Source organism: Ochrobactrum sp. A-1 (assembly GCF_022488005.1).
In the GTDB taxonomy this organism is placed as follows: domain Bacteria; phylum Pseudomonadota; class Alphaproteobacteria; order Rhizobiales; family Rhizobiaceae; genus Brucella.
This window is the reverse complement of the sequence record NZ_JAKVQC010000004.1, coordinates 1,192,187-1,207,654: the sequence shown is the minus strand read 5'-3', so window position 1 is coordinate 1,207,654 and position 15,468 is coordinate 1,192,187. Positions and strand designations below refer to the sequence as shown.

The following is a 15,468-nucleotide window of genomic DNA, read 5'->3' as shown; positions in this document are numbered from 1 at the left end:
ATGCGGATATCCAACATATTCCAGCTTGGCGTGAAGGAACTGCGTGGCCTTGCACGTGACCCGATGCTGATGATCCTCATCGTCTACGCTTTCACGCTTGCGATCTATACAGCCTCTAAGGCGATGCCTGAGACTCTCAACAATGCGGCGATAGCAATCGTAGATGAAGACCAGTCGCCGGTTTCGAGCCGGATAACGACGGCATTCTATCCGCCATATTTCGTGCCTCCGAAGTTGATTTCATCCTATGAGATGGATGCCCGGATGGATGAGGGGCTGGATACATTTGCACTGAACATACCGCCGAATTTCCAGCGTGATCTTCTGGCAGGCCGCTCACCAACAATCCAACTCAATGTCGATGCAACCCGAATGAGCCAAGCCTTTACCGGGGGCGGTTATGTGCAGTCGATTGTGTCGAGCGAGGTAAGCGAATTCCTCAACCGCTATCGCGGTAGCGCACAAACGCCGGTTGAACTCAATCTCAGGGCGAGATTCAATCAGGATTTGAACAAGGGTTGGTTCGGTGCGATCAACAATGTGATTTCATCGGTTACGATGCTGTCGATTATCCTGACGGGCGCGGCGCTCATTCGGGAACGCGAACATGGAACCATCGAACATCTATTGGTGATGCCCGTCACGCCGGTTGAAATCATGGTCAGCAAGATATGGTCGATGGGGTTGGTTGTGCTGGTCGCTTCGGCTTTTGCGTTGGTTTTTGTAGTCCAAGGCCTACTTGCCGTACCGATCTATGGGTCGGTGTTGCTTTTTCTGGTTGGTGCGGCGCTCCAGCTTTTCGCAACCACCAGTCTCGGTATCTTTCTGGCGACATCGGCTGGCTCCATGCCGCAGTTTGGTATGTTGCTGATGCTGGTGCTTTTGCCTTTGCAGGTACTTTCAGGGGGAACGACACCCCGCGAAAGCATGCCTGAAATCATCCAGACCATCATGCTGGCAGCGCCGAATACGCATTTCGTCATATTAGCGCAATCGATCCTGTTTCGCGGAGCAGGGCTAGGTGTCGTCTGGCCGCAATTTCTGGCACTGATCATTATCGGCTCGGTATTGTTTTATTTTGCGCTCCAGCGTTTTCGTGCATTCCTGCGATAGGAAAATTCTTTGAAAACAGATGGCTGAATCCATTCCTTGCGAATGTGATTCAGTTTTCTGCGCCGGAGGGCGCTTTAGCGGAGTTGCGAATCCTTAACCATATTGCTATCGCAATTCTCAGGAAACGGTTCCGCCGTTCAGGCGGATGAAAAGGGAACACGGTGAAGCTTATTTGGCTGATGCCGCGACTGCCCCCGCAACTGTAACCGGAGAGCTGTCCTCCACAGCCGCGCAAGCGGTGAAAGCCACTGAGAGCAATTGATGCACTCGGGAAGGCGGAGGGAAAGCGACGACCCGGAAGTCAGGAGACCTGCCGTATCCGGTCACCCATGCATGGATACGGGGTGTGTCCAGGCGCGGCTGTCCGTGGCGGTGACATTGTTGAAATGTTGCCGTCGGGAAGAAGGGCCTTTAATGCCACCATCACTTCAACCTGCGGTGCGAGAAAAAGCCGGTATCGGTCTCCGGTTCGGCGGGTTGAGGGAAAATGTGCCTTTTAAAATCATCGGTTCTACTCGTATCGGCCAGCGTTCTTGCGCTGCCGTCCACGACGCTTGCTCAAAATCTGCCAGATGGCGACGGCAGCGTCGTCCTCGATACAATTGTGGTCACGCCATTGCGCCGCGCATCTTCGCTGCAGCGCTCGACCTCGTCTGTGACTGTTATCGATTCAGCAGATATCGAACGGTCGGCTGCTCCTGATCTGCAGTCGCTGCTGAAGTCCTATAGCGGTATCTCCATAAAGACGAATGGCGGGCAGGGTTCTTCCGCCGGAGTTTTTATTCGCGGAATGTCTTCTGATCAAACAGTTGTTCTGGTCAATGGCGTGCGCACCGCGTCGGCAACGAGTGGCTCGACCGCGCTTTCCAATATTCCTCTAACCTCTATCGAGCGCATCGAAATCGCCAAGGGGGCTCATTCTGCGCAATATGGCGCTGATGCCATGGGTGGGGCGGTCAACATCATCACGAAGCAGGGTGGAGCCTGTGGTGAACGCCCTTGGTGCGGCAGTCTTTCTACCGGTGTCAGCCACCCATGGGGTGGGTATGCGTCCGGGTCCATTCAGGGGCGGAGTAATGATGGTATCGACTATGCTTTCGGTGCAGCCATAACCGGCACGCAAGGATATGACTTCACCACATCGGATGCCTATGGCCATGAGCCGGATCGCGACGGATTTCTGCAAGGCTCTTTCAATTTTTCCCTGTCGAAGGATTTCGATAGGGGTAAAATTTATACGGATGGTCTCCTTAGCCGAGGGCGCAATCAATATGATGCCAAGGCACCGTCACCGGATGAGGCCGATAGTACCGCATTTACGGGCAAGATCGGAACGCGCATCGATCATACGGCGGACTGGTCATCCACGCTGGAATTCAGCACCGGTATCGACAACAGCCGCAACTTCCGGAAAGGCGTGAGCGGTTCGGACCGGTTTGAAACCAAGCGTTATGGGGTCTTTGCGTCGACGGAGAGGAGTTTTGATACCGGCAACGTCAATCATACCGTGACTGGTGGTGTGGAAGCCTATCGTGAGGAGATCAACACCACCGTTGCTTACGATGAAACCAGTCGTGATCTGGCTGCAGTATTTGGTCAGTATTCGCTGGAATATGAGGCGTTGCGCGTTGATGGTGGCGTTCGTTACGACCATAACAGTCAATTTGGCGACGTTGCCACTTATAACCTTGGCGCGAGCTATGAAATTTTGCCCGATCTGGTGCTGAGGTCTTCCTATGCGACAGGTTTCCGCGCGCCGACGTTTAATGATCTTTATTATCCGATGTCGGGAAACCCTGATCTGAAACCCGAAAAATCGGGTTCATATGAACTCGGTTTGAATTGGCGGATCGGTGCTGGCACTACTCTGGATATGGCTTTCTACGACACCCGGTTAAAGCAGGGCATCAGTTGGCGAGAGGATGAGCAAACACATTTCTGGTTGCCCATAAACGTTGATCGGGCTCACATAACCGGGTTTGAAGCGACGCTCGATCATCGCTTCAACGATCAGTGGGGTGTCAAAGGCATAGTGGACTTCAAACGGCCAATCGATGAAGACACCGGAAACGACCTTCCCTATCGCGAACGTTTCAAGGGGGCGGCAGAGGTCAATTTCACGCCGATTGAAAAGCTCGATCTGACTGCAAGGCTGATTTATAGCGGTTCGCGTTATGCAGATGCTGCAAATAGCAAGAAACTCGGAGATTATGTGACGGCTGATTTCGTGGTGCTCTATTCCATCGACATGCAGTCGCAGTTGAAGTTCTCGGTCGAGAATATTTTTGACAAGGACTATCAGACCACCTCTGGCTATATTGCACCGGGACGCACGATCAATCTCGGATTGACCCGGAATTTCTGAGGCTGAACAGAGAATGAAAAGGACAGCCGCAAAATGGATCACCAGCTTCTGCCTCGCGGCGGGGCTGGCCTTATTCGTTCGAAATTCGGCAGACGCGGGGGACATTCCCCATCACGTCGTTTCCATCAACGTATGCACCGATCAGCTGGCATTGCTGCTGGCCAATAAGGGCCAGTTGCAGTCGGTTTCGTACTTGTCGCAGGACCCGGAATTGTCCGTCATGGCAGCAAAAGCCCGGGAGTTTCCGGTCAACCATGCGCAGGCAGAAGAAGTCTTTCTGATGAAACCTGATCTTGTGCTGGCGGGCACATTCTCGTCGAGGGCAACGGTTGGGCTATTGCGCAGGCTCGGTGTTCGTGTGGAAGAGTTCGCGCCAGCACACTCGTTCGGCGATATAGAAGACCATCTGCATCGTATGGGTGAGTTACTCGGAAGACAGGCGGAAGCCAGTCGGGAAATCGATAGAATGAAAACTGCTTTGGCGGCAATCCAGCTTCCGGTTCGCCGCAAGACGGTCGCGCTTTATTATGCCAACAGTTACACGTCAGGTCGGGGAACACTGGTGGATGAGGCTGTGCGTCTTGCCGGACTTGATAATCTGGCCGACAAGGCGGGGGTCAGCGGTTCAGCTCTGCTGCCGCTGGAAAAGCTGGTGCTCGAGAAGCCGGATATTCTGGTGCGTAGTTCAAGAGATCGTGCGCCTGCGCTGGCTTTCGAGAATTTCGAACATCCGGCGTTGCGGGCGCTTGAAAAGCAGGCGAGAGCGGTGACGATAGCGGATAATCTGACGGTTTGCGGTGGTCCATTCAGCGTTGAAGCCGTAGCGGAACTTGCGGAGGCGGCGCGTGACTGAACGTAGCCGCTTCTATCTTCTGCTCGTCGGGCTGGCCATGCTTGTGGTTTTGCTCTTCATCGTCTCGCTGCTGACCGGGCCGGCTGCGATCAGTATCCCTGACAGCCTCAAGGCGCTTTTCGGTGATGATAGCGAAATGATCGTGCTGGTCATGCGCGAAATTCGCCTGCCTCGCGCACTGCTCGCGCTCCTTATCGGGGCCTCGCTTGGATTGTCCGGCGCTGCCTTGCAAGGATATCTGCGCAACCCGCTCGCGGAACCCGGCCTTCTTGGCGTGAGCGCATCCGCGTCATTCGGCGCTGTTATTGCTATTTATAGCGGCCTGTCGCTTCTGTTTCCGCTGGCTTTGCCGCTCCTCGCGCTGGTAGGTGCCTTTGTGTCGGTGTTTCTCGTCAAGCTTCTGGCGGGGCGCAATGCCGGTACGCTTGCGGTCATATTGGCCGGTGTCGCGGTAACCAGTCTTGCTGGTGCATTGACGGCGCTGGCGCTCAACCTGTCGCCCAACCCGTTTGCCGCAATGGAAATCGTCTTCTGGATGCTCGGTTCGCTGGCCGACAGATCGATGACGCATGTGGCTCTCGCCGCACCATTTATCCTTATTGGCTGGGCGATGCTCCTGGCACTCGGGCGATCACTCGACAGTCTGACACTGGGGGCCGATGCTGCGGCAACGATGGGCGTCAATCTGGCTCGTGTGCAGCTTTTTGCCGTGCTGGGTACAGCTGCCTGCGTGGGTGCTTCCACCGCTGTTGCCGGTGCCATCGGTTTCGTAGGGCTGGTCGTTCCTCATCTTCTGCGTCCGCTTGTCGGTGCGCGTCCATCGCGATTGCTGGTTGCAAGCGGTTTTGGCGGGGCCGCCCTGTTGTTGGCGGCTGACGTATTGGTGCGTGTCGTCATGCCGGGTCGTGAACTGAAACTGGGCGTTCTGACGGCAATCATTGGCGCACCATTCTTTCTGTGGCTTGTATTCAAATATCGGAGGCAGCTCGTATGACTTCGCTTTCGGTAAAAAATCTTTCCGTTTCGCTCGGCGGGAAGGCAGCACTCAGCGACGCAAGTTTCAATATTCATGGCGGTGAATTCATCGGACTGATCGGACCCAATGGTGCCGGGAAGACGACATTGTTACGCGCCATTCTTGGACTTGTCGTATCCAGAGGGGAAATTTCCCTCGACGGGGATGATTTGCGGCAGACGAGTGCTTCGACGAAAGCGCAGAATCTTGCATATCTGCCGCAGGATCGCGATGTTGCGTGGCCGGTATCGGTCGAAATGCTTGTTTCGCTGGGCCGCTCCGCGCTGAAGCCGGTATTTGCGAGCCTGAGTGCGCAGGATAGAATGCTCATCGAGACTGCAATGCAGCGCATGGAGGTTACGCGATTTCGGGAAAGGTCGGCGATCGAGCTTTCCGGTGGAGAGCGGGCGCGCGTGCTGATCGCACGCGTTCTGGCGCAGGATACGCCTGTAATACTCGCCGATGAGCCGGTGGCCGGGCTCGACCCTTCTCATCAGCTTGGGCTGATGGAAAGCTTCGCTGAACTTGCAAAAGAGGGCAGGACTGTCGTCGCCTCATTGCATGAGTTGAGCCTTGCGGCACAGCATTGCACGCGCCTTATTCTGCTCGACAAGGGACATATCGTTGCGGATGGGGAACCAACGAAAGTTCTCACGCCACAGCTATTGCATGATGTCTACGGTATTCGTGCGAAAATCATGACGGTGGATGGCGAGTTCATCGTCCATCCGACCTCCCGTGTAGGCTAGACATTTTTCCACTGACGCTCGCGGGAGGAGGCGTAGATGATTTCTACTGTCTTCTGGACTTCATATCCTTCGCGAAAATCGGCGTGATTGTTCTTCTGTCCCATTGTGGCAAGCAGGAAGTCGCGCACTTCGATTGTCTTGAGATCATTGAAGCCAATCTGATGGCCGCCAGCTACGCAAAATGCGCCATAGGGTTCGTGTTCAGGTCCGGCGAAAATCTTGCGGAAGCCCTGTTGTCCCTTTTTGTCGGAAAAGAGAAACAGGTCGAGTTCGTTGAAGCGTTCCTGCGAAAAGAACAGGGAGCCTTTCGATCCGGAAATCTCGAAACCGTGCTGCATCTTGCGACCGCTGGTGATCCAGCTTGCTTCGAGTGTACCGGTCGCCCCGTTTTCAAAACGTACGAAAGCGCGGCAAACATCGTCCACTTCCACAGGTTTCATCTGCGAAAGGTTCAAACTATCTGGGCGCTCATTGATGATTGTGACGGCGTCTCCCATTACCGCCGTTATCGGTCCAACAAGATGGCGGGCTGTAGCGATGATATGGCTGCCTATATCGGCTAATGCTCCTCCACCACCTGCCGGATCAAGACGCCAGGTCCATGGAATGTGAGCGTCCGCCATGAAGTCTTCCGCATGAATACCGCGAAAATTGCGAATTTCGCCCAGTTCACCGCTGTCGATGATTTCCTTGGCCAGTTTTATCATCGGATTTTTCAGATAGTTGAACCCAACGGCTGTCTGGACACCTTTCCGTTCTGCGGCGAGCGCCATTTCGAGGCACTCGGCAGCGGTGGGTGCAAGCGGCTTTTCGCAATAGACATGTTTGCCCGCTTCAATGGCGGCGAGCGCCATTTCCCTGTGAAACCGGTTTGGCGTTGTGATGTCGAGGAGATTGATATCCGGGGTTGAGATCAGTGTGCGCCAGTCGCCGGTGGCATGTGCAAATCCCAACTGTTTTGCGGCTCTTGCCGCTGTTTCCGCATTCACGTCGGCCAATGTATGAAGCTGGACGTTGATCGGTAAGTCGAAGATGCGGTTGACATTTGCAAGAGCAAGGGCGTGCGTCTTGCCCATGAAGCCGGATCCGATCAAGCCTGCCACAACAACCCCAGCTTTATCAGCCATTGTCCATTCCTCCAGAAACGATGGTCGAAGCGTTTGGCGCCGCGCGACTCCTTTGGGAAATAAGCATATCGTCGGCAGCTTATGCGATTGACATGAGCTACCAGAAATGGAATTATAATTCCACGATAATTTGTTATGAATGTTTCATTCTATTGAATAGATCCACGATCTGCATGTGGTAACGGGGAAACGCTTGGAGGAGCGCCGGGATGCTGCAGTGGGAAGTAAGGCGTTAATGCAAACCGGCGGGGAGCGCCGGACAAGGGAGGAGTGAACATGCAATCTCTATTGAAGTCGGCCGTAGCCGGTGTGGCCTTATTGGCTGCGTCTTTCGCAGCTCACGCGGCCGATATTAATATCGTCGTCGTTAGCCATGGTCAGGCTTCGGACCCGTTCTGGTCGGTGGTGAAGAACGGCGTTGCCGAAGCGGCAAAGGATACGGGTGTGAAGGTCGATTATCGTGCGCCGGAAACCTTTGACATGGTGCAGATGGCCCAGCTTATCGACGCTGCGATCAATCAGAAGCCGCAGGGCATTGTGGTTTCCATCCCAGATGCGGATGCGCTTGGGCCGTCGATTCAGCGTGCTGTAGCAGCCGGTATTCCAGTGATTTCCATGAACTCCGGTTCCGATGCCTCGAAGAAGCTCGGAGCTCTGCTGCATGTTGGTCAGGACGAGTTCGATGCTGGTAAGGTCGCGGGTGAAGCGCTGAAGAATGCTGGTGGCAAGAAAGGTATTTGCGTCAATCAGGAAGTCGGCAATGTCTCGCTTGATCAACGCTGTGCAGGCTTCAAGGAAGGCTTCGGTGATGTAACGGTTCTGCCGACATCGACCGATCCTGCTGAGAACGAAGCCAAGGTTCGTGCTGCCTTGGCATCTGATGCTAGCGTCGACACGATCCTGGCGCTCAATGCAACACTCGCGGGTGAACCTGCTGTGAAAGCCGCTTCCGAAAGCGGTCGCAGTGGAATCCATGTTGCGACGTTCGATATGTCGGCTGGCTTCCTGGAGGCCGTTGAAAAGGGACAGGCAGACTTCGCCATCGACCAGCAGCAGTTCTTGCAAGGTTATCTGCCGGTATCGTTCCTCGCACTTAACGCGAAATACGGTCTGATGCCGGGTGGTAATGTTCCATCGGGCCCGAACCTTATCACCAAGGATAAGGCCAAGCAGGTCGTGGAACTTTCGGCCAAGGGCATCCGGTAAGCATCATTTAGACTATCTGATATCGAACCCGCCCATGAAAATGGGCGGGAACGGGTCTCTGTACCCAGAATACAGCAGGAGAAGATCATGAGTGAGCCACTTCCCCATGAAAAGGCCAGCACGACGGCGCTATCGAAAGATGAGCGACTTCAGTCGGCGAGCCCACTGCAACGGCTCCTGAGCAGGCCCGAATTAGGAGCAGTTTCTGGCCTGATCCTTATTACGATCTTTTTCGTCTCAGTTGCCAATCCGGCGATGTTTACTGCGGCCGGCATCATGAACTTCATGGCTCCCGCTTCGCAGCTCGGCATTCTGGCGGTTGCTGCGGCACTTCTCATGATCGGCGGTGAGTTCGATCTGTCCATCGGGTCGATGGTGGCTTTTGCTGGATTGATCTTTGCCGCTGCCCTGGTCGTTTGGCAGGTGCCGCTTGGCGTCGCAATTATCGTCACTTTGCTGTTTGCCGCATTTGTGGGTGTGGTGAATGCCCAGATTGTAATCCGGACCGGCTTGCCATCCTTTATCGTAACGCTCGCTTTCCTGTTCATTCTGCGCGGTCTGTCGCTTGTCGGGCTAAAATGGGCAACAGGCGGCGCTACGCAGTTGCGAGGTGTCAAGGAAGCCGTTGCAGGCAGTTATCTTGCCGGGCTTTTTTCCGGTGATGCGTTTCAGGGATTTTTCGCCTGGATGGTTGAGAACGACCTGATTGACAAATTCCCCAATGGTGAGCCTTCGGTGAAAGGCGTGCCGGTCGAAGTTTTGTGGTTCATCGCCATCGCGCTTATTGCAACCTATGTGCTGGTGCGCACGCGCTTCGGCAACTGGATTTTCGCCGCAGGTGGCGACGCTCTGGCTGCTCGCAATTCCGGTGTCCCCGTGCGTCGCGTCAAAACGACGTTGTTCATGTGCACAGCCATGGCTGCGGCATTAGTAGCTATCCTTACCGTTCTTGATGCCGGCTCAACCGATGCGCGCCGTGGCTTCCAGAAGGAATTCGAGGCGATTATCGCTGCGGTCATTGGCGGCTGTCTGCTGACCGGCGGCTATGGTTCTGCAATTGGCGCATTCTTCGGCGCAATCATCTTCGGCATGGTGTTGATTGGGCTGACCTATACCCAGATCGACCAGGATTGGTATCTGGTCTTCCTGGGCGGGATGCTTCTGATCGCGGTGCTCTTCAACAATTTCATTCGCAAGCGCGCGACCGGCGAGCGCTGAGAGGGAGATTTGCCATGACGACACCCATCATCGAAGTCCGCAATCTCGTTAAACATTTCGGCCCGGTCATTGCATTGAACGGCGTCTCGTTGAGCGTCGAACCGGGGCAGGTCCATTGTCTGCTTGGCGATAATGGTGCCGGTAAATCGACCTTGATCAAGACGCTTTCCGGGGTTCACAAGCCGACGAGCGGTGACTTTCTGGTCGAAGGAAAGCCGGTCACCTTCAAAAGCCCACGCGATGCGCTCGATCATGGCATTGCTACGGTCTATCAGGATCTTGCGATGATCCCGCTGATGTCGGTCATGCGCAATTTCTTTCTTGGACGCGAGCCGACAAAAGGTGTTGGACCGTTCCGCTGGTTCGACACGCAGCAGGCCGAAGAAGTAACGCGCGAAGAGATGCGAAAGATCGGGATCGATGTCCGTGATCCGCAGCAGGCGGTCGGAACGCTTTCCGGTGGTGAACGCCAATGCGTTGCGATTGCCCGTGCCGTCTATTTTGGCGCAAAAGTGCTGATCCTCGACGAACCGACTTCTGCGCTGGGTGTGCGGCAGACGGCCATGGTTCTCAAATACATCAATCTGGTGCGCTCTCGCGGGCTGGGGGTGATCTTCATCACGCACAATGTTCGTCATGCTCATGCGGTCGGTGACAAGTTTACAGTTCTCAATCGCGGTGTGACGCTTGGAACGCGTACGAAGAACGATGTGGACATGGACGAATTACAAAGCCTCATGGCGGGCGGACAGGAACTCGCCGATCTGACTGCCGAACTGGGCGGCAGGGTTTGACTAGAAGCGGTTCCGGTTGAAACTGAATCGTGGAACCGCTCTATCTTTTTGTTTTCACGCATTATCCGACGCAAAACCGCTTCGCACTTTTGCTGGAAATGCTCTTGAATTTCGGAGCGCAGAATGGACGGACAATTCAACGGAAAAGTTGCTGTTATTACGGGAAGCACGCAGGGGCTTGGAGCAGCAACAGCGAAACTATTTGCAGAAAGGGGCGCTGAAGGCCTCGTGATATGCGGGCGTTCGGCTGAAAAGGGGCGGGCGCAAGTCGATCAGTTGGCAAATCTCGGAGCCAAAGCCGTCTTCGTGCAGGCTGATCTTGAGAAGGTGGAAGACTGCCGTAAAATCGTTTTGGAAGCCGACCGTGTTTTTGGAAGGCTTGATGTTCTTGTAAACGCTGCCGGTTTAACGGATCGGGGCACCATTCTGAACACCAGTCCGGAATTGTTCGACCGTTTATTTGCTGTGAATACGCGAGCGCCATTCTTCCTCATTCAAGAGGCAATAAAACTGTTCCGACGCGATAAGGTCGAAGGGACAATCGTCAACATTTCTTCGATGTCGTCGATGGGCGGTCAGCCCTTCATTGCAGCTTATTGTGCTTCCAAGGGGGCGCTGGACACACTGACCCGGAATGTTGCCTATTCGGTTCTGCGCAATCGGATCCGCATCAATAGCCTGAATATTGGCTGGATGGCATCGGATGGTGAGGATCGCATCCAGCGTGAGTTTCATAATGCGCCGGAGAACTGGCTGGATGAAGCGGCGAAGAGTCAGCCTTTCGGCAGGCTGATTGATCCAACCGAAGTTGCCCGTGCGATAGCCTTTCTGGCCTCGAAAGAATCCGGCTTGATGACGGGTGCCATCGTGAATTTCGATCAATCCATTTGGGGAGCCTACGGTTCATCTCCGCATCCTGATCAGCCGCTTTGAGTGGCTGACAGTATCTCTATGTTTGATTGAAAAGGATAGTAGCCGGTTCAATAGCTGAAATGGCTCCGTAGATATTTCATCGAGAATGTGAATGCTTTGCCCGTTGCTTTGCTCGAGTATTGCTTGAGCAAACTGTAAAATATTGTGAGAAACTTTTGCGATCCTGCTTGCGCTTGCAATTTCAGGTAGTTAGAGCATCTGTCTGCCTGACCGATTCAGGCTGTGTGTTTTAAGCAGTTGTTTCAGCCGTATTTACGCGATGTCGAAGCCTCCCTTTCGTCTGCGAATTCGTCCTAGGCAATGGCTTGCACAGACACCGTTTTAATTTGCGCTGAAAGGACCAGCATCGTGGAGCAGGCAAAGAACGGAACCCGTAAGGGTGGGCGCAAGGCGCTGTGGGCTGCAGTTGCGGTAATCGCCATCGCTGCCGCCGGTTTGACAGGATACAAGATCACACTTGAGAAGACCATTACATCGCAGCTTGAAAAGCGTGGCGGCAAGGCCTCTTCGGTTGAGGCAGATTTTCTCGGGCGTATTCACCTGCGCGACGTGACGTTGCCGCTGAAGGATGGCTCCAACGTTCGTATCGCTTCGGTTGATGGTCGTCCGAAGTTTCTGTTTCTCACCGGCATGCTGAATGCGTCGGGCATTGATACGGAGATCGGAAACTACAAGATTTCAATTCCAAGCGTGGCAATCGAGGACGCTAATTTCGATACCGCCATGCTGAAAGATACTTTCGGCAATAGCGGTCTGACGCTGCCGGAGCGCGTTGGTCGGTTTTCGGCAAAGCGCCTGACTGCGCAGGAAATCAAGGTTATCCAGACCGTCGCGAATAACGAACAGAACATCGTCTACAAGGACGTTGCACTGGAAGATATTAACCTTGGTAAGGTTGCTCGTTATACGGCGGGCGGCACGGCTTTCGACTTCACGATCCAAGTGCCGGGTGAAGACGGTGAAAAAGCCGCGGACAAGATGACTGGCACCATGGGTGCCGCAGCGGGCAAGGACGTTGATGGTGTCTTCCTCGCCCGTCTCTATACCGAAAAGGCAGGCCCGGACGACAAGGAAGCAAAGCCCGTCTATGGTCCTTTCTCGGCGAAGAATATCGTCATGAAGACGAAGGATGCGAGCTTCAGCTATGATGAAATTCGCAGCAATGGCTTCACGGCTCGTATGCCAGCCGTGCCGTTCACCGAAACCTTGGAGAAGCTACAGTCTCTCGAAAATGCAGACGAACTTTCACCGGAGGAAACACGCGAGCTTATTCTTCAGGTGAGCTCACTGTTCGACACCATCGGCAAGGGCGATGTTGAAATGCTCGGCATGAAGATCGAGCCAACTGATGCATCGAAGGGCAAGGGCGGTATCGAACGCGTCGCAGTTGCTTTCGACAATCAGAAAATGGATGCGACCATTAAGGGCTTGGCCTTCTCCGAAGGTCAGGACTACATGAAGATGGAGGAAGCTTCCTTGAAGGGCTTCTCCTGGGCGACTTCAGTTGAAGCTCTGAAAAAGTTTGCGGCGTTGAATGAAGAAGAAGTTGAAAACTTCCCTTTCACGACCATGCTTCCGGAATTCGGCACACTTAAGGTAGTGGGGATCGACGCCGATCTGCCATATGAAAAGTCTGAAGATGTGGATGCAAGCGAGGAAGACGCGGACGATGGAGATCAGGCTGTAACCGAAGAGCCGTCGGTTCCTTCGCTGCCTGAACGCATTCAGTTCGCCATGAAGAGCTACGAAGTGGCTCTCAACAAGCCTTACAACGGTATTCCGACCGATGTGCGCATCGCTTATGAAGATATGTCGCTCAAAGTGCCGACACAGGCTGATGACGAGTTTTACCAGCAGCTTCGGGCACTTGGCTATGATAGTCTCACCATGTCGTCAAACTTTGAGGCAAGCTGGGATGAAGCAAACCAGAATCTGATCATCAAGGACATCTCGATCAGCGGCAAGGATATGGGTACCGTATCCATGTCCGGTTTGATGGGCGGTCTAACCAAGGAATTCTTCTCTGGCGACAAGGTGATGATGCAGGTTGCTCTGCTTGGGCTCAAGGCCAAGCAGGTAAACCTGAAAATTGAGGAAAAGGGCATCATCTCCAAGGCTATCAAGACTTATGCCAAAGAAAAAGATATGTCGGAAGATGAAGTGCGTAGCGCGATGTCTCTGATGGCTGCCGCCTCTCTGCAAGAGCTGGCAGCGGACCAGCCACAGTTGCAGGATGCTGCGACGGCGTTTTCTACCTTCCTCGCAAAGCCGAATATTTTCGAGCTCACCGTCAAAGCGAAAGCTGAGAAGGGAATTGGCGCTCTCGAAATGGTAGCTGCATCGCAGGATCCGATCTTGCTGCTCGACAAAGTCGATATCGAAGCCAAGGCGGAATAATCGACTATTCCATTGATCTAAGCGAAACGCCGGCCCTTGGCCGGCGTTTTCTGTAATCAGAGCTTCACCAAAACATTACACAAGGGTCATGCCCTTGATATATAAGGGTTCTAGTAAGCCTCGGAAATAACGAGGCCAACATGACCAGAAAAAATGTCCTGCTTATCGTCGTTGATCAATGGCGAGCAGATTTTATCCCTCACCTGATGCGGGCAGAGGGGCGCGAACCCTTCCTCAAAACTCCCAATCTTGATCGCCTTTGCCGGGAAAGCTTGACCTTCCGTAATCACGTCACGACCTGCGTGCCGTGTGGCCCGGCAAGAGCAAGCCTGCTTACGGGGCTCTACCTGATGAACCATCGGGCAGTGCAGAACACGGTTCCGCTTGATCAGCGCCATTTGAATCTCGGCAAAGCTCTCCGCGCCATCGGCTACGATCCCGCGCTCATCGGTTACACAACGACGACACCTGATCCGCGTTCGACGTCCCACAGAGATCCGCGTTTTACGGTTCTGGGCGATATCATGGACGGGTTTCGCTCTGTGGGCGCATTCGAACCCAATATGGACGGCTATTTCGGCTGGGTGGCTCAGAACGGCTTTGAACTGCCGGAGAATCGCGAAGATATCTGGCTGCCGGAAGGCGAGCATTCCGTTCCGGGCGCTACCGACAAGCCGTCGCGTATCCCGAGGGAGTTTTCGGATTCTACATTCTTCACCGAACGCGCGCTGACTTATCTTAAGGGAAGGGACGGCAAGCCTTTCTTCCTACATCTCGGCTATTATCGCCCGCATCCGCCGTTTGTCGCCTCTGCGCCTTATCATGCGATGTACAAGGCCGAAGATATGCCTGCGCCCGTTCGCGCGGATAGTCCGGATGCCGAAGCGGCACAGCATCCCCTTATGAAGCATTATATCGATCACATCAGGCGCGGTTCGTTCTTTCATGGGGCGGAAGGGTCGGGCGCAACGCTTGACGAAGGTGAGATTCGCCAAATGCGCGCCACCTATTGTGGCCTGATTACGGAAATCGACGATTGTCTGGGGCGGGTCTTCGCTTACCTTGATGAAACGGGTCAGTGGGACGATACTCTTGTCATCTTCACCAGCGATCACGGTGAGCAGCTCGGCGATCATCATCTGCTTGGCAAGATCGGCTACAATTACGAGAGCTTCCGCATTCCTTTGGTCATAAAGGATGCAGGACAGAACCGGTACGCTGGCCAGATCGAAGAAGGCTTTTCCGAAAGCATCGATGTCATGCCGACCATCCTCGAATGGTTGGGCGGGGAAACGCCATGTGCTTGCGACGGACGTTCGCTACTGCCGTTTCTGGGCGAGGGAAAGCCCGCCGACTGGCGTACAGAACTGCATTACGAGTTCGACTTCCGCGACGTCTTCTACGATCAACCGCAGAATTCGGTGCAGCTTTCGCAAGATGATTGCAGCCTTTGCGTAATTGAGGACGAAAACTACAAGTACGTACATTTTGCGGCCCTGCCGCCGCTGTTCTTCGATTTGAAGGCAGACCCGCACGAATTCAACAATCTGGCTGAAGACCCCGCTTATGCGGTTCTCGTTCGCGACTACGCCCAGAAGGCCCTGTCGTGGCGGCTGTCTCATGCCGACCGGACACTCACCCATTACAGATCCGGCCCGCAAGGGCTGACAACGCGCAACCATTGATCTCAGGAGCAAC

General features: G+C 54.3%; 12 protein-coding genes and 1 riboswitch. Of the genes, 11 read left to right on the top strand and 1 reads right to left on the bottom strand.

Annotated features, from left to right (window positions below; all coding sequences use genetic code 11):
- The 5 genes from MKS82_RS15345 to MKS82_RS15325 all read left to right on the top strand — a co-directional run bounded on the left by MKS82_RS15345 (position 1) and on the right by MKS82_RS15325 (position 6,095).
- Positions 1–1,113, top strand: a complete 1,113-nt coding sequence (locus tag MKS82_RS15345) for an ABC transporter permease (RefSeq protein WP_109989094.1) — start codon at positions 1–3, stop codon at positions 1,111–1,113.
- Between the two features lie 108 nt (positions 1,114–1,221).
- A riboswitch (cobalamin riboswitch) is annotated at positions 1,222–1,445 on the top strand.
- A 155-nt stretch (positions 1,446–1,600) separates the two neighbouring features.
- Entirely contained in the window at positions 1,601–3,478 is a 1,878-nt protein-coding gene (locus tag MKS82_RS15340) for a TonB-dependent receptor domain-containing protein (RefSeq protein ID WP_109989095.1), read from the top strand.
- Between the two features lie 13 nt (positions 3,479–3,491).
- On the top strand, positions 3,492–4,331 hold the full coding sequence (locus MKS82_RS15335; protein ID WP_109989096.1) for an ABC transporter substrate-binding protein: 840 nt from the start codon (positions 3,492–3,494) through the stop codon (positions 4,329–4,331).
- Entirely contained in the window at positions 4,324–5,325 is a 1,002-nt protein-coding gene (locus MKS82_RS15330; protein ID WP_109989097.1) for a FecCD family ABC transporter permease, read from the top strand. Before MKS82_RS15335 ends, MKS82_RS15330 begins: the two co-directional genes overlap by 8 nt.
- Complete coding sequence (locus MKS82_RS15325; protein ID WP_109989098.1) at positions 5,322–6,095, top strand: ABC transporter ATP-binding protein; 774 nt, start codon at positions 5,322–5,324, stop codon at positions 6,093–6,095. Before MKS82_RS15330 ends, MKS82_RS15325 begins: the two co-directional genes overlap by 4 nt.
- Here the strand turns inward: MKS82_RS15325 and MKS82_RS15320 are convergent.
- The gene (locus MKS82_RS15320) at positions 6,092–7,222 is read right to left on the bottom strand and encodes a Gfo/Idh/MocA family protein (RefSeq protein WP_109989099.1); all 1,131 of its coding nucleotides are present in this window, start codon (positions 7,220–7,222) and stop codon (positions 6,092–6,094) included. The two genes, MKS82_RS15325 and MKS82_RS15320, sit on opposite strands and share 4 nt — an antisense overlap.
- Positions 7,223–7,498: 276 nt before the next feature.
- On the opposite strand from MKS82_RS15320, the gene MKS82_RS15315 reads away from it, so the two are divergent.
- The 6 genes from MKS82_RS15315 to pehA all read left to right on the top strand — a co-directional run bounded on the left by MKS82_RS15315 (position 7,499) and on the right by pehA (position 15,455).
- Positions 7,499–8,428 (top strand): sugar ABC transporter substrate-binding protein, encoded by a 930-nt coding sequence (locus MKS82_RS15315; RefSeq protein WP_109989100.1) that lies wholly within the window; start codon positions 7,499–7,501, stop codon positions 8,426–8,428.
- 87 nt (positions 8,429–8,515) lie between these two features.
- Complete coding sequence (locus MKS82_RS15310) at positions 8,516–9,646, top strand: ABC transporter permease (protein ID WP_109989101.1); 1,131 nt, start codon at positions 8,516–8,518, stop codon at positions 9,644–9,646.
- A gap of 14 nt (positions 9,647–9,660) precedes the next feature.
- Positions 9,661–10,440, top strand: a complete 780-nt coding sequence (locus tag MKS82_RS15305) for an ATP-binding cassette domain-containing protein (RefSeq protein WP_109989102.1) — start codon at positions 9,661–9,663, stop codon at positions 10,438–10,440.
- 123 nt (positions 10,441–10,563) lie between these two features.
- Positions 10,564–11,373, top strand: a complete 810-nt coding sequence (locus tag MKS82_RS15300; RefSeq protein WP_109989103.1) for an SDR family oxidoreductase — start codon at positions 10,564–10,566, stop codon at positions 11,371–11,373.
- 348 nt (positions 11,374–11,721) lie between these two features.
- Positions 11,722–13,770, top strand: a complete 2,049-nt coding sequence (locus MKS82_RS15295; RefSeq protein ID WP_109989104.1) for a hypothetical protein — start codon at positions 11,722–11,724, stop codon at positions 13,768–13,770.
- Positions 13,771–13,910: 140 nt separating this feature from the next.
- Entirely contained in the window at positions 13,911–15,455 is a 1,545-nt protein-coding gene (pehA, locus tag MKS82_RS15290) for a phosphoric/sulfuric ester hydrolase PehA (RefSeq protein ID WP_109989105.1), read from the top strand.
- Positions 15,456–15,468 lie beyond the last annotated feature (13 nt).

Bases quoted from the DNA above. Each gene is read 5' to 3' on its own strand.
- MKS82_RS15345 (WP_109989094.1), top strand. From the start codon at position 1: ATGCGGATATCCAACATATTCCAGCTTGGCGTGAAGGAACTGCGTGGC.
- MKS82_RS15340 (WP_109989095.1), top strand. From the start codon at position 1,601: ATGTGCCTTTTAAAATCATCGGTTCTACTCGTATCGGCCAGCGTTCTT.
- MKS82_RS15335 (WP_109989096.1), top strand. From the start codon at position 3,492: ATGAAAAGGACAGCCGCAAAATGGATCACCAGCTTCTGCCTCGCGGCG.
- MKS82_RS15325 (WP_109989098.1), top strand. From the start codon at position 5,322: ATGACTTCGCTTTCGGTAAAAAATCTTTCCGTTTCGCTCGGCGGGAAG.
- MKS82_RS15320 (WP_109989099.1), bottom strand. From the start codon at position 7,222: ATGGCTGATAAAGCTGGGGTTGTTGTGGCAGGCTTGATCGGATCCGGC.
- MKS82_RS15315 (WP_109989100.1), top strand. From the start codon at position 7,499: ATGCAATCTCTATTGAAGTCGGCCGTAGCCGGTGTGGCCTTATTGGCT.
- MKS82_RS15310 (WP_109989101.1), top strand. From the start codon at position 8,516: ATGAGTGAGCCACTTCCCCATGAAAAGGCCAGCACGACGGCGCTATCG.
- MKS82_RS15305 (WP_109989102.1), top strand. From the start codon at position 9,661: ATGACGACACCCATCATCGAAGTCCGCAATCTCGTTAAACATTTCGGC.
- MKS82_RS15300 (WP_109989103.1), top strand. From the start codon at position 10,564: ATGGACGGACAATTCAACGGAAAAGTTGCTGTTATTACGGGAAGCACG.
- pehA (WP_109989105.1), top strand. From the start codon at position 13,911: ATGACCAGAAAAAATGTCCTGCTTATCGTCGTTGATCAATGGCGAGCA.